This is a genomic window from Streptomyces sp. NPDC059456 (assembly GCF_042750055.1).
In the GTDB taxonomy this organism is placed as follows: domain Bacteria; phylum Actinomycetota; class Actinomycetes; order Streptomycetales; family Streptomycetaceae; genus Streptomyces.
The window spans coordinates 1-21,765 of the sequence record NZ_JBHYVA010000052.1 but is presented as its reverse complement, the minus strand read 5'-3'; the positions used below and the strand labels follow the sequence as shown (position 1 = coordinate 21,765).

General features: G+C 73.5%; 21 protein-coding genes and 1 pseudogene. 11 read left to right on the top strand and 11 right to left on the bottom strand.

All coding sequences use genetic code 11. From position 1 onward, the window contains the following. A pseudogene (locus tag ACFXA3_RS07735) lies at positions 1–245 on the bottom strand (hypothetical protein); the annotation flags it as partial. Positions 246–327: 82 nt separating this feature from the next. Between ACFXA3_RS07735 and ACFXA3_RS07730 the strand changes: the two are divergent. Then, positions 328–1,578, top strand: a complete 1,251-nt coding sequence (locus ACFXA3_RS07730; protein WP_385183419.1) for an MFS transporter — start codon at positions 328–330, stop codon at positions 1,576–1,578. Here the strand turns inward: ACFXA3_RS07730 and ACFXA3_RS07725 are convergent. The 5 genes from ACFXA3_RS07725 to ACFXA3_RS07705 all read right to left on the bottom strand — a co-directional run bounded on the left by ACFXA3_RS07725 (position 1,523) and on the right by ACFXA3_RS07705 (position 6,957). Further along, positions 1,523–2,122, bottom strand: coding sequence for a transglutaminase family protein (locus ACFXA3_RS07725; protein ID WP_385183416.1), 600 nt, complete (start codon positions 2,120–2,122; stop codon positions 1,523–1,525). The two genes, ACFXA3_RS07730 and ACFXA3_RS07725, sit on opposite strands and share 56 nt — an antisense overlap. Positions 2,123–2,221: 99 nt before the next feature. Further along, positions 2,222–3,283, bottom strand: a complete 1,062-nt coding sequence (locus ACFXA3_RS07720; RefSeq protein WP_385183413.1) for a threonine aldolase family protein — start codon at positions 3,281–3,283, stop codon at positions 2,222–2,224. Then, the gene (locus ACFXA3_RS07715; RefSeq protein WP_385183411.1) at positions 3,280–4,044 is read right to left on the bottom strand and encodes an SDR family NAD(P)-dependent oxidoreductase; all 765 of its coding nucleotides are present in this window, start codon (positions 4,042–4,044) and stop codon (positions 3,280–3,282) included. Before ACFXA3_RS07715 ends, ACFXA3_RS07720 begins: the two co-directional genes overlap by 4 nt. A gap of 26 nt (positions 4,045–4,070) precedes the next feature. After that, entirely contained in the window at positions 4,071–5,477 is a 1,407-nt protein-coding gene (locus tag ACFXA3_RS07710) for a DUF6421 family protein (protein WP_385183408.1), read from the bottom strand. A 358-nt stretch (positions 5,478–5,835) separates the two neighbouring features. Further along, on the bottom strand, positions 5,836–6,957 hold the full coding sequence (locus ACFXA3_RS07705) for an LLM class flavin-dependent oxidoreductase (RefSeq protein ID WP_385183405.1): 1,122 nt from the start codon (positions 6,955–6,957) through the stop codon (positions 5,836–5,838). A gap of 49 nt (positions 6,958–7,006) precedes the next feature. On the opposite strand from ACFXA3_RS07705, the gene ACFXA3_RS07700 reads away from it, so the two are divergent. Further along, positions 7,007–7,642 carry a PadR family transcriptional regulator gene (locus tag ACFXA3_RS07700; protein WP_385183402.1) on the top strand — a complete coding sequence of 212 codons (636 nt, stop codon included), beginning with the start codon at positions 7,007–7,009 and terminating at the stop codon, positions 7,640–7,642. Positions 7,643–7,864: 222 nt separating this feature from the next. Further along, positions 7,865–8,524, top strand: coding sequence for a glycerophosphodiester phosphodiesterase (locus ACFXA3_RS07695; protein WP_385183399.1), 660 nt, complete (start codon positions 7,865–7,867; stop codon positions 8,522–8,524). Between the two features lie 19 nt (positions 8,525–8,543). Here ACFXA3_RS07695 and ACFXA3_RS07690 read toward each other — a convergent pair whose 3' ends face one another. Then, the gene (locus tag ACFXA3_RS07690) at positions 8,544–9,083 is read right to left on the bottom strand and encodes a GNAT family N-acetyltransferase (protein ID WP_385183396.1); all 540 of its coding nucleotides are present in this window, start codon (positions 9,081–9,083) and stop codon (positions 8,544–8,546) included. Between the two features lie 131 nt (positions 9,084–9,214). Between ACFXA3_RS07690 and ACFXA3_RS07685 the strand changes: the two genes are divergently transcribed. From ACFXA3_RS07685 to ACFXA3_RS07675, 3 genes are all read left to right on the top strand, one after another. Beyond that, positions 9,215–9,766: a DUF5134 domain-containing protein gene (locus ACFXA3_RS07685; RefSeq protein ID WP_385183393.1), complete on the top strand. Its 552-nt coding sequence runs from the start codon at positions 9,215–9,217 to the stop codon at positions 9,764–9,766. A 98-nt stretch (positions 9,767–9,864) separates the two neighbouring features. Continuing rightward, a complete protein-coding gene (locus tag ACFXA3_RS07680; protein ID WP_385183390.1) occupies positions 9,865–10,803 on the top strand; it encodes a M56 family metallopeptidase in 939 nt (312 codons plus the stop codon). Between the two features lie 139 nt (positions 10,804–10,942). Beyond that, positions 10,943–11,572 carry a TetR/AcrR family transcriptional regulator gene (locus tag ACFXA3_RS07675; protein ID WP_385183387.1) on the top strand — a complete coding sequence of 210 codons (630 nt, stop codon included), beginning with the start codon at positions 10,943–10,945 and terminating at the stop codon, positions 11,570–11,572. A gap of 13 nt (positions 11,573–11,585) precedes the next feature. Here the strand turns inward: ACFXA3_RS07675 and ACFXA3_RS07670 are convergent, their stop codons facing one another. After that, positions 11,586–13,070 (bottom strand): LVIVD repeat-containing protein, encoded by a 1,485-nt coding sequence (locus ACFXA3_RS07670; protein ID WP_385183384.1) that lies wholly within the window; start codon positions 13,068–13,070, stop codon positions 11,586–11,588. Positions 13,071–13,148: 78 nt separating this feature from the next. Here ACFXA3_RS07670 and ACFXA3_RS07665 point away from each other — a divergent pair, with 78 nt between their 5' ends. Both ACFXA3_RS07665 and ACFXA3_RS07660 read left to right on the top strand, forming a co-directional pair. Further along, entirely contained in the window at positions 13,149–13,814 is a 666-nt protein-coding gene (locus ACFXA3_RS07665; RefSeq protein ID WP_385183381.1) for a DUF305 domain-containing protein, read from the top strand. A 52-nt stretch (positions 13,815–13,866) separates the two neighbouring features. Continuing rightward, a complete protein-coding gene (locus tag ACFXA3_RS07660) occupies positions 13,867–15,228 on the top strand; it encodes an FAD-dependent oxidoreductase (protein ID WP_385183378.1) in 1,362 nt (453 codons plus the stop codon). A 399-nt stretch (positions 15,229–15,627) separates the two neighbouring features. On the opposite strand, the gene ACFXA3_RS07655 is transcribed toward ACFXA3_RS07660, so the two are convergent. From ACFXA3_RS07655 to ACFXA3_RS07645, 3 genes are all read right to left on the bottom strand, one after another. Further along, entirely contained in the window at positions 15,628–15,975 is a 348-nt protein-coding gene (locus ACFXA3_RS07655) for an ArsR/SmtB family transcription factor (RefSeq protein ID WP_385183375.1), read from the bottom strand. 57 nt (positions 15,976–16,032) lie between these two features. Continuing rightward, a complete protein-coding gene (locus ACFXA3_RS07650; protein WP_385183372.1) occupies positions 16,033–17,166 on the bottom strand; it encodes an NADH:flavin oxidoreductase/NADH oxidase in 1,134 nt (377 codons plus the stop codon). Positions 17,167–17,246: 80 nt separating this feature from the next. After that, positions 17,247–18,608 (bottom strand): wax ester/triacylglycerol synthase family O-acyltransferase, encoded by a 1,362-nt coding sequence (locus ACFXA3_RS07645; protein ID WP_385183426.1) that lies wholly within the window; start codon positions 18,606–18,608, stop codon positions 17,247–17,249. Between the two features lie 224 nt (positions 18,609–18,832). On the opposite strand from ACFXA3_RS07645, the gene ACFXA3_RS07640 reads away from it, so the two are divergent. The 3 genes from ACFXA3_RS07640 (at position 18,833) to ACFXA3_RS07630 (ending at position 21,665) form a co-directional block, all read left to right on the top strand. Then, on the top strand, positions 18,833–19,936 hold the full coding sequence (locus ACFXA3_RS07640) for a WD40/YVTN/BNR-like repeat-containing protein (RefSeq protein WP_385183424.1): 1,104 nt from the start codon (positions 18,833–18,835) through the stop codon (positions 19,934–19,936). Positions 19,937–19,947: 11 nt separating this feature from the next. Further along, entirely contained in the window at positions 19,948–20,634 is a 687-nt protein-coding gene (locus ACFXA3_RS07635) for a uracil-DNA glycosylase (RefSeq protein WP_385183369.1), read from the top strand. A gap of 110 nt (positions 20,635–20,744) precedes the next feature. Beyond that, positions 20,745–21,665, top strand: a complete 921-nt coding sequence (locus tag ACFXA3_RS07630) for a hypothetical protein (protein ID WP_385183366.1) — start codon at positions 20,745–20,747, stop codon at positions 21,663–21,665. Positions 21,666–21,765 lie beyond the last annotated feature (100 nt).

The following is a 21,765-nucleotide window of genomic DNA, read 5'->3' as shown; positions in this document are numbered from 1 at the left end:
AGGCCTCGCCCGCCGGGGACAGCTTGGGCCAGGGCTAGCACCGCGCCCATCCGCCGGGCCGCGGCCCGCAGTTCGGCCGCGGCCTCCTCGGTGAAGGTCTCCTCCGTCAGGTCGGCGGGCCGTTCTCCGTGCCGTGCGAGGAGCAGGGCGAGTGCGGCGCGCGGGAGTGCGGGGTCCGCGCGGACCGCTTCGGCGAGTTCGATCAGCCGGTGGCCCGCCGAGAACCCCTGCGCGGAATCGGCCATCCCTGAATCCTTTCGCCCTACACCCATGCAACGGTAACGTCTTGTCTCGTCATCACGTTACGCGGTGCGAGGGGGTTCCGGGGTGCAGGGGTTCGGGCGGTACCTGGCAGCGGCGCTGGCCGCACGGTTCGCGTCGGAGGGCATGAGCCTCGCGGTGGTCCTGCTGGCCCTGGAGCGCACGGGGAGCGCGGCGTACGGGGCGTTCGTCCTGACCGCCTGGCTCGCGCCGCACGTCCTGGCGGCTCCGCTCGCCGGGGCGGCCGCGGCCCGGACCCGCCGGCCGAGGCTGTTCCACGTGGCGGCGCTGGCCGGGTTCACCGGTGCGGTGGCGGCGCTGTCCGTGCTGCTGGGCCGGGCCCCGGCGCCGCTGGTCCTGGCGGTGGCCCTGCTGGGCGGCGCTTGCGGGCCGATGGTGACGGGCGGGATGTCCAGCCTGGTCGCGGGCCTGGGCCCGGCGGGGCCCGGGCGGGACCGGGCGTACGCCTGGGACGCCTCCACCTACAACGCCGCGGCGGTCACCGCCCCGGCGGTGGTGGGCCTGGCCGTCGCCCTGGGCTCGGCCGCACCCGCGATGGCGGTGCTCGCGCTGGCCGGCGCGCTCGCGGCGGTGCTGGCCGCGACCCTTCCGTACGGGACCCGGCGGCCGGACCCGGACGGGAGCCCCGGGGGCGGTCCGGGGGCTCCGGCGGGTCTGGGCGCCGGGCTCACGGCACTGTGGCGGGTCCGGGAGCTGCGGGCGATCACCTCGGCCACGACGCTGGCGTTCGTCGGCATCGGCACGCTCACCACCACGTCGGTGCTGCTGGCGTCGCGGCTCGGCAGTCCGGGCGGCGGGGGCTGGCTGATGACGGCGTTCGCGGTGGGCGCGCTGGCGGGCTCCCTGACGCTGGGCCGGATCACGTCCGTGGAGCCGGGGCGGCTGGCGCGCCGGGCCATGGCGGGGACCGGGGTGGCCCTGGCGGCGGCCGCGTTCGCCCCGTCCGTCGCCACCGCGGCGGTGCTCTTCGCGGCGGCCGGGGTGTGCGCCGGTCCGCTGCTGGCGGCCACGCTCCGGATCCGTTCGGAGTACGCCCCCGACGCCGTACGGACCCAGGTGTTCACGCTCGGGGCGGGACTCAAGCTGACCGCCGCGTCGGTCGGCGCGGCGCTCGTGGGCCTGGCTGCCGACGCGCCGCCGCAGGCGCTGCTGGCCGGGATCGCCGTACTGATCCTCGCGGCGGCCGTGCTGCACGTGGTGGTGGCCCGGCCGGGTGCCGCACCCGCGGACGAGGCGGCGGCTACAGGGCCGTCGGCAGGTTCCGCCACAGCTCCTGCCGGTCGGCGGACTCCCTGAGGGCCGCCAGCACGGCCGGGTGCGGGGCGGCGTACAGCCCGGGATAGTCGGCCTCGCCCAGCTCGGGGCGTACGGGGAAGGCGAGTTGTTCGGCGTCGGGGCTGAACTGCGCGTCCACGCCGGGCTTGTTGCCGCGCGGGTCCTGGCGGGCCCAGTGCGCGGCGCCGGGCAGCCGCAGGGCGATCAGGCCGTGGACGGCGGGGTTCGCACCGTCGTCGTCGGCGAGCCGCTGGTGGCAGAGCCCGGCCGGGACGCCCCGGGCCCGCAGCAGGGCGACCAGCGCATGGGACTTGGAGTGGCAGATCCCGTTGCGGGTGCCCAGCACGTCGGACGCGCGCCAGGTGACGCGCGGGTCTGCGGAGTCGGCGGAGTGCGGGACGGTGTCGCGGACGAACTCGAAGGCGGCCTTGGCGTATGAATATGCGTCGCCGGTGGCGGTCCAGAGGGCGTCGGCGGGTTCCCGTACGAGCGGGTGGTCGTGGTCGATGACCTCATCTGCCGCCAGATAGGCCTGAATGTCCGGGCTTTGCAGGATCAGCTCCATGGCCCGGAGCATAGGCATACCCCCGACCACAGATCAATGAATCTGCGGTCGGGGGTATATCTATTCAAATCGAGGCGGGCTCGAAGCGAGGGTGACGCCCTAGCGGGCCATCTCCTCCTTCAGCGCCTGGAGGAAGCCGTCCACGTCCTCCTCCTGGGTGTCGAAGCCGCACATCCAGCGCACGTGGCCGGCGACCTCGTCCCAGAAGTAGAAGCGGTAACGCTTCTGCAGTCGGCGCGACACCTCGTGCGGCAGCTTCGCGAAGACCGCGTTGGCCTGCACCGGGTAGAGGATCTCCACCCCGTCGGTCTCGCGCACGCCCGCCGCGAGCCGCTGCGCCATCGCGTTGGCGTGCTGCGCGTTGCGCAGCCACAGGTCCTTGGCGAGCAACGCCTCCAGCTGCACGGACACGAACCGCATCTTGGACGCGAGCTGCATCGACATCTTGCGGATGTGCTTCATCTGCCGGACCGCGTCCGGGTTGACGACCACCACGGCCTCGCCGAACATCATGCCGTTCTTGGTGCCGCCGTAGGACAGCACGTCCACGCCCACCGTGTTGGTGAACGTGCGCATCGGCACGTCGAGCGAGGCCGCGGCGTTGGCTATCCGGGCCCCGTCGAGGTGGACCTTCATGCCGTGGCCGTGCGCGTGCTCGCAGATCGCCCGGATCTCGTCGGGCGTGTAGACCGTGCCGAGCTCCGTGTTCTGGGTGATCGAGACGACCTGCGGCATCGCCCGGTGCTCGTCCTCCCAGCCCCAGGCCTGCCGGTCGATGAGCTCGGGGGTGAGCTTGCCGTCCGGGGTGGGGACGGTGAGCAGCTTGAGCCCGGCCATCCGCTCGGGCGCACCGCCCTCGTCGACGTTGATGTGCGCCGTCTCGGCACAGATCACCGCGCCCCAGCGGTCCGTCAGGGCCTGGAGGGCCGTGACGTTCGCGCCGGTGCCGTTGAAGACCGGGAAGGCCTCCGCGTACGGGCCGAAGTGGCTGCGGATGATCTTCTGCAGGTTCTCGGTGTACTCGTCCTCGCCGTAGGCGACCTGGTGGCCGCCGTTGGCCAGGGCGATGGCCTCCAGGATCTCTGGATGGACCCCCGCGTAGTTGTCGCTCGCGAATCCGCGCACCGCCGGATCGTGGTGGCGGCGGGCATCGGTTTTCACGGTTGCGGAGTGAGCCACAGACGCTGTCCGTTCACATCGATGGCGGGCCGCTCCCACACGCCGGCGATGGCCTCGGCCAGCTCCTTGACGTCGGTGAAGCCCGCGAACTTCGCATTGGGGCGCTCGGCGCGCATGGCGTCGTGCACCAGTGCCTTGATCACCAGGATCGCAGCCGCGGCGCCGGGGCCCTCCTCGCCCCCCGCCTTGCGGAAGGAGTCGGCGAGGGAGAGCGTCCAGGCCTCGGCCGCCGCCTTGCCGGCGTTGTACGCGGCGTTGTTGGCGACCGGCTTGTGCGCGCCGGACTGGCTGATGAGGACGTAGCGTCCGCGGTCACTGCGCAGCAGGCCGTCGTGGAAGGCGAGCGACGTGTGCTGGACGGTGCGGATCAGCAGCTTCTCCAGGAAGTCCCAGTCCGCGAGGTCCACGTCGGTGAAGGTCTTGCTGCCGCGCCAGCCGCCCACCAGGTGGACGAGCCCGTCGATGCGGCCGAATTCCTTCTCGGTGCGCTCGGCCCAGGCCTTGGTGGCCTCCAGATCGAGCAGGTCCACGGTGTCACCGGTGACGGTGGCGCCGCCGTGGGCGTAGCGGGCCGCGTCCACCGACTCCGCGAGGCGCGCCGGGTCGGCGTCGGCGGCCACGACCACGGCACCGGCCTCGGCGAGGCGGAGCAGGGCGGCGTGGCCGGCGGGGCCTCCGGCCCCGGCCACCGCGACGACGGCCCCGTGGAGCTTGCCGTTCCCGGACTTCGCAGCGCTGTTCATCTGTGCAGCCTCCTGTGGGCGAGCGCTCACGCGGCGACCCGCTCGGCCGAATCGGCGTTCACTGCAGTGATGCCCTTCGTGGAGGCGATCACTCCCTTGAGCTTCTTGGCGAGCGCCTCATAGAACATGCTCAGCGGAAACTCGTCGGGAAGCACGTCGTCGACGAGCTTGCGCGGCGGCTGCGTCAGGTCGAGGGCGTCGGGGCCCTTGGCCCACTTGGAGCCCGGGTGGGGAGCGAGGTAGGTGGAGACGAGCTCGTACGCCTTGAACCAGTGGACGAGCTTCGGGCGGTCGATGCCGGCCCGGTAGAGGTCCTCGATCTCGGCGCACAGCTGGTTGGTGACCTGCGGGGCGCGCATCCAGTCGATCTTCAGCTTGTTGTCCGTCCAGCGCACGACGTCGTGCTTGTGGAGGTACGCGAAGAGCAGCTGGCCGCCGAGCCCGTCGTAGTTGCGGTTGCGGTCACCGGAGACGGGGAAGCGGAACATCCGGTCGAAGAGGACGGCGTACTGGACGTCGCGGCCGTGCTCGTTGCCCTCGGACTCCAGCTTCACGGCCTCCTTGAAGGCGGTGAGGTCGCAGCGCAGCTCCTCCAGGCCGTACATCCAGAACGGCTGGCGCTGCTTGATCATGAAGGGGTCGAACGGCAGGTCGCCGTGGCTGTGGGTGCGGTCGTGGACCATGTCCCACAGGACGAAGGCCTTCTCGCAGCGCTCCTGGTCCTCGACCATGCGGGCGATGTCCTCGGGCAGCTCGATGCCGAGGATGTCGACGGCTGCCTCGGTCACCTTGCGGTAGCGGGCGGCCTCGCGGTCGCAGAAGATGCCGCCCCAGGTGAAGCGCTCGGGGGCCTCGCGCACGGCGATGGTCTCCGGGAAGAGCACGGCGGAGTGCGTGTCGTAGCCCGGGGTGAAGTCCTCGAAGGTGATGCCGAGGAAGAGCGGGTTGTCGTACCGGGTGCGCTCCAGCTCGGAGAGCCACTCGGGCCACACCATCTTCAGGACGACGGCCTCGAAGTTGCGGTCGAGGTTGCCGTTCTGCGTGTACATGGGGAAGACGACCAGGTGCTGGAGCCCGTCGGCGCGCTCGGCGGCCGGGTGGAAGGCCAGCAGGGAGTCCAGGAAGTCCGGCACCTTGAAGCCGTCCGAGACCCACTTGCGCAGGTCGGAGACGAGGGCGCGGTGGTAGGCGGCGGCGTGCGGCAGCAGCGGCGAGAGCGCCTCGACGGCGTCGACCGCCCGCTCCACGGCGGCCTCGACGACGGCCGGGGCGGGGGCGTCCGCGGCCTCGAAGTCGATGGAGCCGTCCTTGGCCTGCCAGGGGCGGATCTCCTCCACGGCGGCCTTGAGCTCGGGCCACGCAGGGTGGTCGACCACCCGCGCACCGGCGGTTATCACCGCACCGCCAGAACCCGGCACAAGAATTTCCGTCATGTCACTTCCTCCACAGGAGAACCTCGCGTCATGACAGCGTATGCATGCAAGCCTGTCCCGCTCAAGAGGCTGTTCGGGAAATTATCCTGCGCGACCCCCATCGACACCGTAATTCTTCCCGCCGTCCATCGTTTGCTCGGCGGTTTCGTCCCTTTCGTCAAGTTCTCCACTGGGGGCGCAGGCCCTGCCGCGACCCACAAGACCGGCTGGGCGTGGCCGAATTGCGTACGTGACCCCCCGTCGCTGAGCGAACCGCGGCCACCGCCCGCCGGAGCCCGGACCCCGGCGCCGGACGGGCGGGTGACGTCGGTCACCCCGGCGCCCGCGCCGCGCCCCGCCCGCGCGCCCGCGGCGCGGCTCAGGCCGCGCGGAAGTACGGGATGACCTTCTCGCCCCACTGCCGCAAGGTCTCCAGGCAGGCCTCCTGGGGGACCGTGCCCATCTGGACCAGGCACATGATCTCGTCGGCCCCCGCGTCCTTCAGCCGCCGGACGTACGCGATGGCGTCGTCGGCGCTCCCGTACGCGTGGTCGGCCCGGAAGGTGGCCGTCGACGTGGGCCGTACGGGGATGTCCTGCTCGTGCAGCCGGGCCACCACCTGCTCGGCCGCCCGGCGCATCTGCGCCGCCTCGTCGACGCCGGCGACCACGGCCTCGTCCGGGACGCCCGCCCCGCCGTACCAGTGGCCGATGGACTGGGCGAAGAACCGCTGGCCGCGGATCCCGACGCGGCGCGCCTCGTCCGGGTCGTCGAGCACGATGGTCGGGCAGAGCACGGAGAAGTGGTCGTTGACCGCGGTGGAGACGAACCGGGCGCCGTCCCGTGCGGCGAGCGCCCCGTCGTAGACGGCCCGCATCCCGGCGATGGACTCCGGCCCGGCGAAGCCCATCACCAGCGCCCCGACGCCCAGCTCCGCCGCCTGGACCAGGGTCTCGGCGCGGCTGCACGCCAGGAACAGCGGCGGGTGCGGGGTCTGCCGCGGCCGGGGCAGGATCGGGTGCGGGGCGATGTCGATCAGCTCGCCGTGGTACTCCAGCTCCTCCTCCTGCCAGGCCCTGCCGATGATCCGCAGGGCCTCCTCCACCTCCCGGGTGGTGCGCTCCCGGTCGACCCCGCACAGGGAGGTCTCCTGTACGGTGCCGCCGCGCCCGGCGCCCAGGTCGACGCGGCCGCCGGAGAGCAGGTCGAGCATGGCGGCCCGCTCGGCCACGCGGACCGGGTGGTTGAAGTTGAAGGGCATGCAGACCACGCCGTGGCCGATGCGTATGGTGTGCGTCCGGGCCGCGACCCAGGTCAGGAAGACCTCGGGAGCCGACATGTGGGCGTACCACTTCAGGGAGTGGTGCTCGACGGCCCAGATCCGGTCGAATCCCATGCGCTCGGCGAGCACGGCCTGCTCCACGCAGTCGTGGATCACCTGGTGCTCCCGCTCCACGGTCGGGTCGGCGAGCTGAGCTTCGAAGATCACGGAGAATTTCACGATGCCTCCAGGGTTGCGTCCCGTGCCCGGCCATACTTCAATTCGCAATATGACTAGTAGTCATACGTCGAAGAAGCAAGACCTTCCGCCGACCGCGTGGGCGGTGCTCGGGCTGCTGTCCTTCCCCGGGGAGCGCACCGGGTACGAGCTGAAGAAGTGGGCGGACTCCTCCCTGCGCTTCTTCTACTGGTCCCCGGCCATCAGCCAGATCTACGCCGAGCTGCGCCGGCTGGAGGAGCTCGGTTACGCGGCCTCCACCCGTTCGGGACCGCAGGAGGTGCGGGCCAAGCGCCGCTACGCCATCACCGACGCCGGGCGCGAGGCCCTCGCGGGATGGGCCTCGGACACCGCGGAGGCCGGTCCCCCGGTGCTCAAGCACGGGCTGCTGCTGCGGGTCTGGCTCGGTCACCTCGCCGAGCCGGAGCTGCTGCGCGCGATGGTCGGCGGACATCTGGAGCGCACCCGGGGCGAACTGGCCGCCGTACGGGAGGCGATGGCGCAGGCGGCCGAGGTGCCGCAGTGGGCGTTCCCCGCGCTCGCGCTGCGCTGGAGCGAGCGGCAGCACCTGGCCGAACTGGAGCTGGGCGAGGCGCTGCTGGCCGATCTCGCGGATCCGGCCGGGGCCGCGGCGGCGGTCGCCGACGCCGGCCGTCAAGGCGGTGGGGACGCGCCCACGCCCGGGTGACGCGGCAGGGCCGCCGCGCGGCGTGCGGCGGCGCGGAGCCCTGGCGGGAACAGGCCGACGGCCCCGTTCCGGGCTCTGCACGGGCGGTCTCATCGCATCGGCGGCGCACTAGCATGCGACCTCACCGCGCGCGGCCGGTAGGGACACCGCGACCGCGCGGGAGCCGCCGTCGACGGAAGCGAGAGAACCTTGACTTTCCTCACCATCGGTCACCGCGGGGTCATGGGTGTCGAACCTGAGAACACCCTGCGGTCGTTCGTCCGCGCGGAACGTTCCGGGATGGACGTCATCGCGCTGGATCTGCAGCTGAGCAAGGACGGCGTGCTCGTCGTCCTGCACGACGCCGAGGTGGACCGGACCACCGACGGCTCCGGAGCCGTCGCCGACCTGACCGTGGCCGAGCTGCGCGAACTGGACGCCGGTCAGGGCGAGCACGTGCCGGTCTTCGAGGAGGTCCTGGGCGCGGTCCGCACCCCGTTCCAGGTGTCGGTGCAGAGCGGGGCCGTCGCCGCGGCGCTGGCCGAGCTGGTCCGGCGCCACGACCTGAGCACGCGGGTGGAGGTGGCCTCCTTCGACGACGAGGTGCTCGCGGAGACGGCCCGGCTGGTGCCGGGGGTGCGCAGCTGCCTGTACGCGGACGGGCACCTCCCGCACCGCCGCCCGATCGTGGACCGGGCGCTCGCCGTCGGCGCGGGGACGGTCGCCCTCGACATCCGCGAGCTGACCCTGGACACGGTGGAGTCCGTGCACGCGGCCGGGCTGCGGGTGACCGGCTGGACCGTCAACACCCTGCAACAGCTGCGGCTGGCGCGGGCGCTCGAACTGGACGGCGCGACCACCGACTTCCCGGAGATCCGCAGCACGGGCCGGTTCATCGCCTGACGGCGGCGCCCGCTCCGCGCTACAGCGCCTTGACCAGCAGTTCGAAGGCCAGGTCGGTGCGGAGCGGGACGCCGAAGCGCTCGTCGCCGTAGGGGAAGGGGCTCAGCTCGCCGGTGCGCCGGTAACCGCGGCGCACGTAGTAGGCGATGAGCTCCTCCCGTACGTTCACCACCGTCATCCGCATCTCCTTGGCGTCCCACGTCTCGCGTGCGCGGCGCTCCGCCTCGGCGAGGATCTCCTTGCCGAGGCCGGCGCCCTGCAGGCCCGGGCGTACCGCGAACATCCCGAAGTAGGCGTGGTCGCCGCGGTGTTCGAGCTGGCAGCAGGCGACGAGTTCACCCGCGCGCTCGACGACGAGCAGGACGCCGTCGGCGGAGTCGATGATCGCGCGGACCCCGTCGGGATCGGTGCGCTGCCCGTCCAGGAAGTCCGCCTCGGTGGTCCAGCCGGCCCGGCTGGCGTCTCCGCGGTAGGCCGATTCGACGAGCACCACCAGTTCCGGTACGTCCGCCTCCACGGCACTGCGGAAGTTCAGGGCGGCGGGGTGCGCGGTCGACATCGGAGGCTCCGTTCAGCTCGGCGGCATATGACATGCCCGGTGCGGCATGGAGAGCCTAACCCGGGGCGGCGTGCGGGCCCGCGGGCCGGGGCATCTCTTCCGGTGACGCCGACGAACCGGGAGGTTCCGCCGTGCACGGTCCCGCCACGTCCCTTCCCGCTTCCGTCGCCGCCTGGCTGCTCGTGCTCCTGTGCCTCGTGAGCGGGGCGTACTGCGTGCGGCGGGTGCGCAGATCGGCGCGGGAGGCGCGCGGTGCGGCGGCGGGCGAGGCGGTGATGGGGTTCGGAATGGCGGTGATGGCCGTGCCGTCGGGGATGCCGGGGATCGGGCCGTGGGGTCCCGGGATCCTGTCGGCCGTCTGCTGCGGGGCCGTGCTGCACGCCGTGTGGCTGCTGCGCGGCGGGGTGCACCACGCGCACCACCTGGTCGGTTCGCTGGCGATGGCGTACATGGCGCTGACGATGGCCGCCGGTCACGGGCACGGCGGGGGCCCGCCGCTCGTCACCGGGGCGCTGCTGCTCTACTTCGCCGGGTACGTGCTGCTCGGCGGAGCCCGGCTGGTGACGGCGGGCGGCGGTGGGGCGCAGCTCGCGGGCGCCCCGCAGGTGTCGCCCGTGGAGCTGACGCGGGCCTGCCGACTGGCCATGGGGATCGGGATGTTGGCGATGCTGCCCGGTCTGTGACCCGGGGGCCGGTCTGCGCGCCGGGGGCGGACGTGTCCTGCGTCACCAATCCCGAAAGCCCGTACCCGCAGGTAGCCCCGCGCTCATAGGCTGCGGTCATGATGGTCCCCGCCGCACTCCTGCTGCTCGGCGCCCTGACCGCGGTGTTCGCCCCCCGTCTGCTGGCCCGGGCCGAGTGGCCCGAGCGTGAGCCCGTCGTCGCCCTGTGGGTGTGGCAGTGCGTGGTGGGCGCGGTGCTGTTGTGCTTCGCGCTGTCGATGCTGCTGAGCGCGGCCGCCGCCTGGCTGGCGGTCCGGGGCAGGCTCTTCGCGGCGGCGCCGCACGGGGTGGTCGACGCCTACGCGCTGGGCCCGACGGGCGGGCCGTGGGCCACGGGGACCGCGCTGGCACTGGCGGGCGGCGGCCTGTGGACCGGGGCCCGGCTGACCCGGGAGGTGCTGCGGGCGCGGGCCCGGCGGCGGGCGCGGGGCGCCGAGCTGCTCGTACGGGCGCCGCTGCTGCCCGGGGAGGATCCGGCCGGGGCGCGGCTCGTCGTACTGGAGGGGACGCGGCCCGACGCGTGGTGGCTGCCGGGCGCCGCGCCGCAGCTGGTGGTGACGACGGCCGCGCTCGGGCGGCTCAAGGGGAGCCAGTTGGACGCCGTGCTGGCGCACGAGCAGAGCCACGCGCAGGCCCGGCACGACTGGCTGCTGCACTGCTCGCGGGCGCTGGCGGGGGGATTCCCCCAGGTGCCGGTGTTCGCGGCGTTCGAGGCGGAGATGCACCGGCTCGTCGAACTGGCCGCCGACGACGTGGCCTCGCGGCGGTTCGGGAGGCTGACGATCGCGCTCGCACTGGTCGGTCTCAACGAGGACCGCGGGGTGTTCGGGCCCTACCCGAGCCCGCAGCCGCACGTGTCGGAGCGGGTGCGGCGGCTGCTGTCGGCGGCGCCCCGGCTGTCGGCGGGCCGGCGACTGCGGCTCACGGCGCTGGCCACGCTGCTCCCGGCGGTCCCGTTGGCGGTGGCCCTGATGCCGGGTCTGAGCGCGCTGGCCTGATCCTGCCCGGACGGGCCGGAGCCGGTGTTCCCGTGGGGGTGTGGACGTCCCTGCTCTGGGTGATCCCCCGCGTCACCCAGAGCAGGTGACCCCGTGCGCTGAGTATATTGGCTGGGAGCCAGTCAACGCAGGAGTAAGCATGTCCCCGCGCAGCGCATCGGTCAATGAAGAATTGCGCAGACGTTCCCGGGAGCGACTGCTCCAGGCCACGGTGGAACTCGTCGCCGAACGCGGCTACGAGGCGACGACGCTCGGCGACATCGCCGACCGGGCGGGCGCTGCCCGCGGCCTGGTCTCGTACTACTTCCCGGGGAAGCGGCAGCTGCTGCAGTCGGCGGTGCACCGGCTGATGCACCTGACGCTGGAAGCGGCCCTGGAGCGGGAGCCGCGCAGCGACGACGGGCGCGAGCTGCTCGCCCGCGCCGTCGACGCGATCCTCGGGCTCGCCCGGGACGAGCCGCTGCTGATGCGGACGCACATGGCGGGCATCCTCCAGGCCGAGGGGTTCGTGCAGTGCCCGGAGCAGCAGCGGCTGGCGGAACTGCTCCGGGACACGGTCACGCGGTACGGGTCGGCGGACGTGGACACCGACTACCCGCTGCTGCGGGCGCTGCTGATGGGTGCGGTGGTCGCGGTCCTGCTGCCGGGGGCTCCGATGCCGCTCGCGCGGCTGCGGGCGGAGCTGTTCCAGCGCTACGGGCTGGACTGGGGGCTGGGTGTCCCGCCGGACGGCGGACCGCCCGACGGAACGTTTCCCCCGGCGGGCTGACACCCGGCCGGCGTCAGTGGTACTCGGGCTGGCTCTGCACGTTGAGCCGGTCCATCCACACCCGTTTCGCGCCGTCGGTGCGCCAGTCGTCGATCCGCAGCACGTCGAGGCCCTTGACGATGTCGTTCGAATAGATGTGGCCGTTGTAGTAGTACGCCGACCAGGACCCGCCGAGTCCGAGCCGGTCCGTGGTGAGCGGGCCGCGCTCGAAGTAGCCGATCTCCTTCGGCCGGGCGGAGTCGGTGAAGTCCCACACGGAGACGCCGCCCTGGTACCAGGCCTGGACCATGATGTCGCGGCCGCCGCCGGCCGGGATCAGGGAGCCGTTGTGGGCCACGCAGTTCTCGGTGTCGGCCTGGAGGCGCGGGATCTTGAAGTAGCTGCGGAAGACGAGCTTGCGCTGGTCGCCGCGGCCGGTGATGTCGTAGATGCCGTCGGCCCCGCGGTTCGGTCCGGTGGCCTCGTTGCAGGTGGCGCCGCCACCGCCGCCCAGCTCGTCGGTGAACACCACCTTGTCGGCCTTCTCGTTGAAGGTCGCCGAGTGCCAGAACGAGAAGTTCACGTTGTCCTGCACCCGGTCGATGACCCGCGGCTGTTCGGGCCTGCTGATGTCGAAGAGGATGCCGTCACCCATGCAGGCGCCCGCGGCCAGCTTCTTCGCGGGCAGCACGGTGATGTCGTGGCAGCCGGTGGTCTTCGAGACGCCCGGGTTGGTGGGCTCCCCCGGGTTGCCGCCGTCGGGGAACAGGACGGGGAACGCGACGACCGCCGCCTGCGTCGGGTTCTTCTTCGGGACCTTGATCACGGAGATGCCGTCGTGCGGCGGCTGGCAGTCGGGGAAGGCCTCGCTCGGGGAGTACGAGGCCACGTAGAGGTAGATGTCGCGCTCGCCCGGCACCAGCGTGTGGGTGTGCGAGCCGCAGTTGGTCTCGACCGACTTGATGTACCTGGGGTTCTTCTTGTCCTTGATGTCGAAGATCTTGATGCCCTCCCACGAGGACTTCTCCGTCGCGGGCTGCGAGACGCTGTTGCAGGAGTCGTCGCTGCGCGAGGAGTCGGTGGAGAGGAAGAGCAGGTCCCCCTGGACGGACACGTCGTTCTGGCCGCCGGGGCAGAGCACGCGGCTGACGACCTTCGGGACCTTGGGGTTGCCGATGTCGTAGACCGTGAAGCCGTTGTAGTTGCCGGCGTAGGCGTACTTGCCCTGGAAGGCCAGGTCGGAGTTGATGACGCCGGGGTCGGCGCTCGGGACGTTGGCCAGGGGTTTGACGTTGGCGCTGTGCACGATCTCGTCCTGGCCGGGGATCTCGCCGGGGGCGAGTTCGCGGCCCGCGGCCGGCTGCGCGGCCCCGGACGGGGCGCTGCCGGGTGACAGGTCCCCCGGATCGGGGGTGGCGGCCGCGGGTCCGGCCGCGAACAGCGTGGTGAGCAGCCCGGCCGCGGCCACGGCCGCCCCCAGACTCCGGCGCCGCACTCTGGTGGGGTGCTTCGAGGTCACTGTGCCCTCCCATGGGAGTCCGATCGATTCCGCTCGTGGTGGGAACGGAACCAGGACCCCGGCAGTATGTTCCTTACCATGGACATGGCAAAGGCGTTACTCGGTCGAATCACCGGGGCGGTCGTGGCCTCGGGAGTCCTGCTCGCCCTGACCGGATGCGGGGGCGGCGAGGAGGGCGGGACGGCGAAGGACGGCGGGGCGGCGGTCATCGCCCCCGGCAGACCGGGCGAGCAGGCCCGCACCCTCTCCCCCTCGGAAGCCGCGGGGAGGAAGCCCGACGACAGCCCCAACGCGGCGGACCGGGCGTACGTGCAGCACATGGTCGAACACCACCGGCAGGCCCTCACGATGAGCGCGCTCGCCCCGGAGCGGGCCTCGGCCGACGGGGTCAAACGGCTCGCCGAGCGGATCTCGGCCGCCCAGCAGCCCGAGATCGGCGCGATGGAGAAGTGGCTGGCCCTCCACCCGGCCCCGGCCGGCTCCGCCTCCGGAGCGCCGGCCGGACACGACCACGGGGCGATGCCGGGCATGGCGACCGGGCAGCAGCTGGCCCGGCTCGCGCAGGCGCGGGGCGCCGAGTTCGACCGGCTCTTCCTCACCCTGATGACCGCCCACCACGAGGGCGCCGTGAAGATGGCGGGCGAGGTGCTGGCCGCCGGCAACAACGGGGCGGTGGAGGAGATGGCCAACGAGGTGGTGGCCACCCAGACCGCCGAGGTCCACCGGATGCGCGCGATGGGCTGACGGCCGCCGGACCCGGTGGCATGCTGGGAGCACCTGCGGGAGGAGCTCCGCCGTGCTTCGTGTCGCCGTCGTCGGTTCGGGCCCCAGCGGGGTCTACGCCGCTCAGACGCTGGTCCAGCAGCGTGAGGTGCCGGGCGTCCGCGTCGACGTGCTGGACCGGCTGCCCGCGCCGTACGGACTGGTGCGCTACGGGGTGGCCCCCGACCACGAGAAGATCAAATCGCTCCAGGGAAGCCTGCGCACGGTGCTGGAGGACGAGCGGATCCGCTTCCTCGGCAACGTCGAGGTCGGCGGGCCCCTGCTGACCGCCGGGCGGCTGCTGGAGCTGTACCACGCGGTGGTGTACTGCGTGGGCGCCGCCCGCGACCGGCTGCTCGGCATCCCCGGCGAGGAGCTGGCCGGCGTGCACTCCGCGACGGCCTTCGTCGCCTGGTACAGCGGGCATCCGGACGCCGTCGGCGAGGCCTTCGACCTGCCCGGGGTGGGTTCGGCGGTGGTCGTCGGGGCGGGCAACGTCGCCGTCGACGTGACGCGGATGCTGGCCCGCGGCGAACCCGAACTGTCCCCGACCGACATGCCGCAGCCGGCCCTCGGCGCGCTCGCGGACAGTGGCGTGAAATCGGTGTCGATGGTGGCCCGGCGCGGGCCCTCCCAGGGCAAGTTCACCACCAAGGAGCTGCGGGAGCTGGGCACGCTGCCGGGCGTGGCCGCCGTCGTGGACCCCGCCGAGCTGGCGCTCGACCCCGCGTACGGCGACCCGGGCGAGGCCGCCGCGCTGCCCGCGGTGGCCCGGCGCAACCTGGACGTGCTGCGCGGCTGGGCCGAGCAGGACCCGGGCGGGACCCCGCGCCGCATCGGCCTGCGCTTCTACCTGCGCCCGGTGGAGGTGCTGGCCGGCCACGGCGGCCGGGTCGCCGGGGTGCGCTTCGAGCGGACCGCCCCGGACGGCCGTGGCGGGGTGACCGGGACCGGCGCGTACGAGGACGTCGAGGCGCAGTTGGTGCTGCGCTCGGTGGGGTACCAGGGCGTTCCGCTGCCCGGCCTGCCCTTCGACCCGGTGCGGGCCACCGTCCCGCACGCCGCGGGCCGGGTACTGCGCGAGGGCCGGGCCTCGGTCGGCGAATACGTGGCGGGCTGGATCAAGCGCGGCCCGACCGGGGTGATCGGCACCAACCGGCCCTGCGCGAAGGAGACGGCGTCCTCGCTGCTCCAGGACGCCGCGGTACTGGCCCGGCGGGAGCTGCCGGGCGACCCGCTGGACGCGCTGCGGGCGGCGGGTCTGCACCCGGTGGAGTGGCCGGGCTGGCTGGCGATCGAGGCGGCGGAGGCCGACCTCGGGCGTTCGCTGGGCCGCCGCTCGGTGAAGATCCCGGACTGGCCGGGCCTGCTCCGAGCGGCGAACGCGGCTCCCTGAACCCTGACGGGCCCTCGCGCATACCGAAGCCGACGCCGGTGGCGCTGGCCGGTCCGGTGCCGGGGCGCTCCCCGCACCCGTGCCGGAGCCGGAGGCCCTCCCGGTGCCGGTGCCGGCGCCCGTGCCGGAGTCGCTCCCCGCACCGCGCCGGAGCCCGAGGCCCTCCCCATGCCGGTACCCGTGCCAGAGTCGCTCCCCGCACCCGTGCCGGAGCCGGAAACCCTTCCCCGCACCGGTGCCGTGCGGCTGCCCGTGCCGGTGCCGGGGCGTTCCCCAGTGCCGGGGCGTTCCCCGCACCCGTGCCGGAGCCGGGGGCCCTCTCCGTGCCGGCGCCGGTGCCGGAGGCCTTCCCCGCGCCGGCGCCGGTGCCGTGCCGGCTGCCCGTGGCCGGAGGAGGGCCTAGCCGGCCTGGCGTGCGGTTTCCGCGGCGGCCGCGATGAGCACACTGTCGAGCAGCCCCGGGAACAAGTCCTCCAGCTCGGCACGGCGCAGCTCGTTCATCTTCGCCGTCCCGCGGTACGTCTGGCGGATCACACCGGCCTCCCGCAGCACGCGGAAGTGGTGCGTGGTCGTCGACTTGGTGACGGGCAGGACGAAGTACGAGCACGCCAGCTCCCGGGGCGTGTCCGCGAGGTCCCGCACGATCGACAGCCGCACCGGGTCCGACAGGGCGTGCAGCACCGCTTCGAGGTGGATCTCGGCCGGCCCCGGATGGGCGAGCGCACGGGTGGTGGCCGTATCCGTCACGTCTGTCCTCGTCTCACCCGGCTCCCCTGCTCGTACGAGAACCACCGTAATACACGGTCACCAGGCGCGGTGGTACGGGGTGGGAACCCGTGTCACGGCGCCCAGTTCGGCGGCCGCGCGGCGGGCCCAGTACGGGTCGCGGAGCAGTTCGCGGCCCAGCAGGACGGCGTCCGCCCGCCCGTCGGCCAGGATCGCGTCCGCCTGCGCCGGTTCCGTGATCAGCCCGACGGCGGCCACCGGGAGGCCGGTCCGGGCCCTGACCTCGGCGGCGAACGGCACCTGGTACCCGGGGGCCACCGGGATGTCCGCCTTCGGGGCCATCCCGCCGGTGGACACGTCCAGCAGGTCCACTCCGCGCTCGCGCAGCAGTCCGGCGAGCCGGACCGTGTCCTCGGGGGTCCAGCCCGACTCCTCCAGCCAGTCGGTGGCGGAGACCCGGAAGAACAGCGGCAGGTGCTCGGGCCACACGGCCCGCACGGCATCGACGACTTCGAGGGCGAAACGGGCCCGGTTCTCGAAGGAGCCGCCGTACGCGTCGGTGCGCCGGTTGCTCTCGCCGGAGAGGAACTGGCCTATGAGGTAGCCGTGGGCGCCGTGGATCTCGACGACCTCGTAGCCCGCGGCCAGCGCACGCCGCGCCGCGGCCGCGAACCGGCCCGTGATCTCGTGGATCTCGGCGGTCGTCAGCTCGTGCGGCACCGGGTCGCCCTCGGCGTACGGCACCGGGCTCGGGGCGCTGGGCAGCCAGCCGTCCGCCTCGGGCCCCACGTAGCGGCCGCCCTCCCAGGGGCGGCCCGTCGAGGCCTTGCGGCCGGCGTGCGCGATCTGGATGCCCGGAACGGCGCCCTGGGCCTTGAGGAACGCGGTGATCGGGCGCAGCGCCTCGGCCTGGGTGTCGTTCCAGATGCCCAGGTCGTACGGGGAGATCCGGCCCTCCGGGGAGACGGCGGTGGCCTCCTGGAGGATCAGGCCGGCGCCGCCCACCCCGCGGGCGGCGTAGTGCGCGAAGTGCCATGCGTGGGCCACGCCCGCGTTCGGCCCCGCGGCCTCGGCGACGTGCTGGCACATCGGCGCCATCCAGATCCGGTTCGCCGCGGTGACCGAACGCAGGGTGAACGGCGTGAAGAGGCCCGCGACGGCTGCCGGACCGGCAGCGGCGAGGATGGCGGGGGCGAGGGGGACAGCGCTCATGGAGGTCTCTCCGCATGTGGCCGGGCGCGCCGCGGATCCGCGGCTCGTACGAGAACCACCGTACTACGAAATCTCTCGTACTACGACACCTCTCGTACGAACTCGGCGAGCTCGGCCCGCAGCGCCTCCGCGAGGTCCGCCAGGTCCGGCACGGCGGCCGCGTCTGCGACCAGGCCGTAGTGGACCGTGCCCTGGTACGTGGAGACCGCGACCGCGAGCGCATGGCCGCGGGCGAGCGGGGCCAGCGGATAGACCTCCCGCACCCGGCTGCCGCCGAGCGAGAAGGTGAAGCTCGGCAGCGGGACGCTCGTGACCAGGACGTCGAACAGCAGCCGGGCCGCCTGGGCGACCAGGGGGCCGCCGAGCCGGTGACCGAGCGGGTGGACGTGATCCGCGAGCAGGGCGACGGCTCCGGCGCCGCGCGCGGGCCCGGCCTCCTTGTTGCGGTCCATGCCGGTCCGCACCCGGTCCAGGCGCAGCAGCGGATCGGGCTCGTCGAGCGGGAGCCGGAGCAGGTAGCCGGAGAGCCGGTTGCCGTACTTCGCGGTGCCGCCGGGACGGCGGCGGGACACCGGTATCAGCGCGCGCGGCCCGGGCCCCTCGGGCTCGGGGTCGCCGCGGCCCACCAGCCAGCGCCGCAGGGCGCCGGCCACCAGCGCGATCAGCACGTCGTTGACGGTGCCCCCGGCGACCTTCCGGATGCGGTTGACGTCGTCGAGGTCGAGCGCGAGGCCGGCGACGGCGCGGGTGCCGGTGCGCGCCGGGCCGGCCGCCGTCAACGCCGCGGGGACGCCGAGCGGCAGTCCGGCGCGGGCCACGGACGCGCCGATCTCCAGGGCCTGGCCGACGTCCTGGACCCGGGCGGCCAGGATCCCGGGGAGGTCGCGCAGGGCGGAGCCGGCGGGCTGCGGTGCGGGAGCCGGCCGCGCGGGACCCCGTACCGGCGGTCCCTCGTCGAAGAGCATGGCCGCCAGCGCGAGGGCCCCGAGCCCGTCGGCGAGGGCGTGGTGGAACTTGAAGAGCACGGCGAAGGAGCGCGGATCGGGCCCGGCGAGCACGTGCGCCTCCCACGGCGGCCGCGCCCGGTCCAGCGGTCGCGCCATCAGGGGTCCGGCGGCGGCCTCCGGGTCGTCGGTGCGCACGAGGAACACGTGCCGGGCGGGATCGAAGTCCGCGTCGGACGACCAGGCGGCCGCACCGATCGGCAGCAGCACGTCGTGGATGCGGCGGCGCAGGCCCGGGACGGTGGTGCAGCGGGCGGTGAGCAGTTCGGCTGCGCGGACCGCCGCGTCGGTGCCGGGCCCGGGGCCGTGGGCGGGATCGGCGTCGGAGCCCGGCGGCGCGGCCTCGAAGACCGCGAGGGCGCCGAGGTGCATGGGGTGGGCGGCGGATTCGATCCGCCAGAAGGCGAGGTCGAGCGGTGAAAGGTGCTCGGTGGCCACGTATTGCCTCTCGCGTGCAGTGGCAGAGGTGGAAGTCAACCCCTTCCGGCCTCCTACGATCAAGTAGCCACCCTTTGGACACGCCTGTTGATCGATCGCGACCGGCTGGTCGGCGCAGTGCGGGGGCCTCCCGGCCGTTGTCGGTGGCCGGGTGCAGACTGGCCGGAAAGCGTTTGCCACGACGACCGGGACGACGAAGTCCGGAGGTGTCGACCATGCCGACCGTGCCAGAGGTACTGCTGCTCGTGGGGACCCGCAAGGGGCTGTTCATCGGCCGCCGAGGGGGTGACGGCTCCTGGGACCTGGACGGGCCCCACTTCAACGCGCAGGCGGTCTACGCCGTCGCGATCGACCGGCGCGGACCGGCACCCCGGCTGCTCGTCGGCGGGGACAGCGCGCACTGGGGGCCGTCCGTGTTCACCTCCGACGACCTCGGGGCGAGCTGGAGGGAACCCGCGGCCCCCGCCGTGCGGTTCCCGAAGGACACCGGGGCCTCGCTGGAACGGGTCTGGCAGCTGCATCCGGCCGGCCCCGAGGCGCCGGACGTGGTCTACGCGGGGACGGAACCGGCCGCCCTGTTCCGCTCGACGGACCGCGGCGAGTCCTTCGAGCTGGTCCGCCCGCTGTGGGAGCACCCGAGCCGCGGGAGCTGGGTGCCGGGCGGCGGTGGCGAGGGCCTGCACACGGTGCTGACGGACCCGGCCGACCCGGACGCGGTGACGGTCGCGGTCTCCACCGCCGGGGTGTTCCGGACCGTGGACGGAGGTGAGCACTGGGCCCCGTCCAACGAGGGGGTCTCGGCGGTGTTCCTGCCCGATCCGCATCCGGAGTTCGGCCAGTGCGTGCACAAGATCGCCCAGGACGCCGGGAACCGGAAGCGGCTGTACCTGCAGAACCACTGGGGCGTGTACCGCAGCGACGACGCCGGGGCCCGGTGGACGGACATCGGCGCCGGCCTGCCCTCCGACTTCGGCTTCGCGGTGGCCGCACACCCGCACCGGCCGGACACCGCGTACGTCTTCCCGCTGAACGCCGACTCCGACCGGGTCCCGGCGGAGCACCGGTGCAGGGTCTTCCGCACCCGGGACGCGGGCGCGACCTGGGAGCCGCTGACGCGCGGACTGCCGGAGGGGGACCACTACGGGACGGTGCTGCGGGACGCCCTGTGCACGGACGACGCGGACCCGGCGGGGATCTACTTCGGCAACCGCAACGGCGAGCTGTACGCCGGCCACGACGACGGGGACGGCTGGCGGCTGTTGGCCGAGCACCTGCCCGATGTCCTGTGCGTGCGGGCGGCGGTACTCGCCCACCGGATCGGCCAGTAGAGTGATCGCCCGTGGCAGCACGACCGTTGAACGAGATCGTCGAGCCGGGCTGGGCCCGTGCTCTGGAGCCGGTGGCGGCGCAGATCGCCGCGATGGGCGACTTCCTGCGCGCCGAGATCGCGGCGGGGAGGACGTACCTGCCCGCCGGGGCCAATGTGCTACGGGCCTTCCAGCAGCCCTTCGACGAGGTGAAGGTGCTGATCGTCGGCCAGGACCCGTACCCCACCCCGGGGCACGCGATGGGCCTGTCCTTCTCGGTGGCGCCCGACGTCAGCCCGTGGCCGCCCAGCCTCGACAACATCTTCCGCGAGCTGTACGCGGATCTCGGCGTGCCCCGGCCCGCCAACGGGGACCTGACCCCGTGGACCCGGCAGGGCGTGCTGCTGCTGAACCGCGCGCTGACCACGGCCCCGCGCAAGACCGGGGGCCACCGCGGCAAGGGCTGGGAGGCCGTCACCGAGCAGGCCATCCGGGCGCTGGCCGCGCGCGGGAAGCCGCTCGTGTCGGTGCTGTGGGGCCGGGACGCCCGCAATCTGCGGCCGTTGCTCGGAGAGCTGCCGGCCGTGGAGTCGGTACACCCCTCCCCCATGTCCGCGTCCAACGGGTTCTTCGGTTCCCGGCCGTTCAGCAGGACCAACGACCTGCTGGTCCGCCAGGGAGCACAGCCGGTGGACTGGCGGCTTCCGGCCGCCCAGTGATCATATCCGTTGAACGGTATACGACATTCAACGGATAAATACGGACAGAAGCCGCCCGTTGAGGCCCTGCCCGAACACGGTGTTCCGATAAGCCAGTAGCATGCGGCGCCATGAGCTCCCCCACTGGGCCCGCAAATGGCCTGCCCGTACGAATGCCGCGACCCCGCCCTGCCGGACGGCACCGCCGACCCGAGCCCGCGGTGGCGCCCGAGGGCGCGCCCGCGCTGGTGCTCGCCGTGCCCGGTGCCCCTTCGGCCGCCTCGCGGGGGCTCGCGGAAGAGATCATCAGCATCGGCCGCTCTGAGCTGCCGGGCCTGGACGCCCGCGTCGGCTTCCTCGAGGGCGACGACACCGAGGGCTCCGAGTTCCCGTCCCTGTCCGGCGTCCTGACCACGGTCGCCGCCGAGCGCGTCGCCCGCGCCGAGTTCGCCCGCGCCGCGGGCCACGACGTGCCCGCGCCCACCGGTCCGGACGCCGTGGTCGTCCCGCTGCTCGCCGGCCCCGACGCCGACCTGCTGCGCCGGATGCGCCAGGCCGTCATGGACTCCTCGGCCGCCGCCGAGCTGGCCGAGGTGCTCGGCCCGCACCCGCTGCTCGCCGAGGGCCTGCACGTGCGGCTCTCCGAGGCCGGTCTGGCCCGCGCCGACCGCGCCCGCCTGTTCACGGTCACCACCGCCGCCGACGGCATCATCGTGGCGACCACCGGCGGCGCGGAGGCCGTCCAGGTCGCCGGGGTCACCGGCATGCTGCTGGCCGCCCGCCTCGCGGTGCCCGTCAAGGCCGCCGCGCTCGACCAGGAGGGCTCGGTGGCCGCGGTCGCCGAGCAGCTGCGCAGCGAGGGCTCCACGCAGCTCGCGCTGGCCCCCTACCTGATCGGCCCGGAGGCCGCCGAGGGGCTGCTGGACACGGCGGCCAAGGAGGCCGACTGCGCGGCCGCCGAGGTGCTCGGCGCCTACTCGGCGCTCGGCAAGCTCGTCGTCACCCAGTACTCCGCGGCGCTCGGCATCACCCAGGGCGCCGCCGCCCACTGATCCGCACCAGGTCCGCGAGTACAAAGGGCCCCACCCCGGAGACAACCAGGGGGGGGGCCACAGGCCGGGGGGGGGTGGGGGGCAAGGCCCCCCGGGACGG

Bases quoted from the DNA above. Each gene is read 5' to 3' on its own strand.
- ACFXA3_RS07725 (WP_385183416.1), bottom strand. From the start codon at position 2,122: ATGGAGCTGATCCTGCAAAGCCCGGACATTCAGGCCTATCTGGCGGCA.
- ACFXA3_RS07715 (WP_385183411.1), bottom strand. From the start codon at position 4,044: ATGAACAGCGCTGCGAAGTCCGGGAACGGCAAGCTCCACGGGGCCGTC.
- ACFXA3_RS07710 (WP_385183408.1), bottom strand. From the start codon at position 5,477: ATGACGGAAATTCTTGTGCCGGGTTCTGGCGGTGCGGTGATAACCGCC.
- ACFXA3_RS07700 (WP_385183402.1), top strand. From the start codon at position 7,007: ATGACTAGTAGTCATACGTCGAAGAAGCAAGACCTTCCGCCGACCGCG.
- ACFXA3_RS07695 (WP_385183399.1), top strand. From the start codon at position 7,865: ATGGGTGTCGAACCTGAGAACACCCTGCGGTCGTTCGTCCGCGCGGAA.
- ACFXA3_RS07690 (WP_385183396.1), bottom strand. From the start codon at position 9,083: ATGTCGACCGCGCACCCCGCCGCCCTGAACTTCCGCAGTGCCGTGGAG.
- ACFXA3_RS07680 (WP_385183390.1), top strand. From the start codon at position 9,865: ATGATGGTCCCCGCCGCACTCCTGCTGCTCGGCGCCCTGACCGCGGTG.
- ACFXA3_RS07675 (WP_385183387.1), top strand. From the start codon at position 10,943: ATGTCCCCGCGCAGCGCATCGGTCAATGAAGAATTGCGCAGACGTTCC.
- ACFXA3_RS07665 (WP_385183381.1), top strand. From the start codon at position 13,149: ATGGACATGGCAAAGGCGTTACTCGGTCGAATCACCGGGGCGGTCGTG.
- ACFXA3_RS07650 (WP_385183372.1), bottom strand. From the start codon at position 17,166: ATGAGCGCTGTCCCCCTCGCCCCCGCCATCCTCGCCGCTGCCGGTCCG.
- ACFXA3_RS07630 (WP_385183366.1), top strand. From the start codon at position 20,745: ATGAGCTCCCCCACTGGGCCCGCAAATGGCCTGCCCGTACGAATGCCG.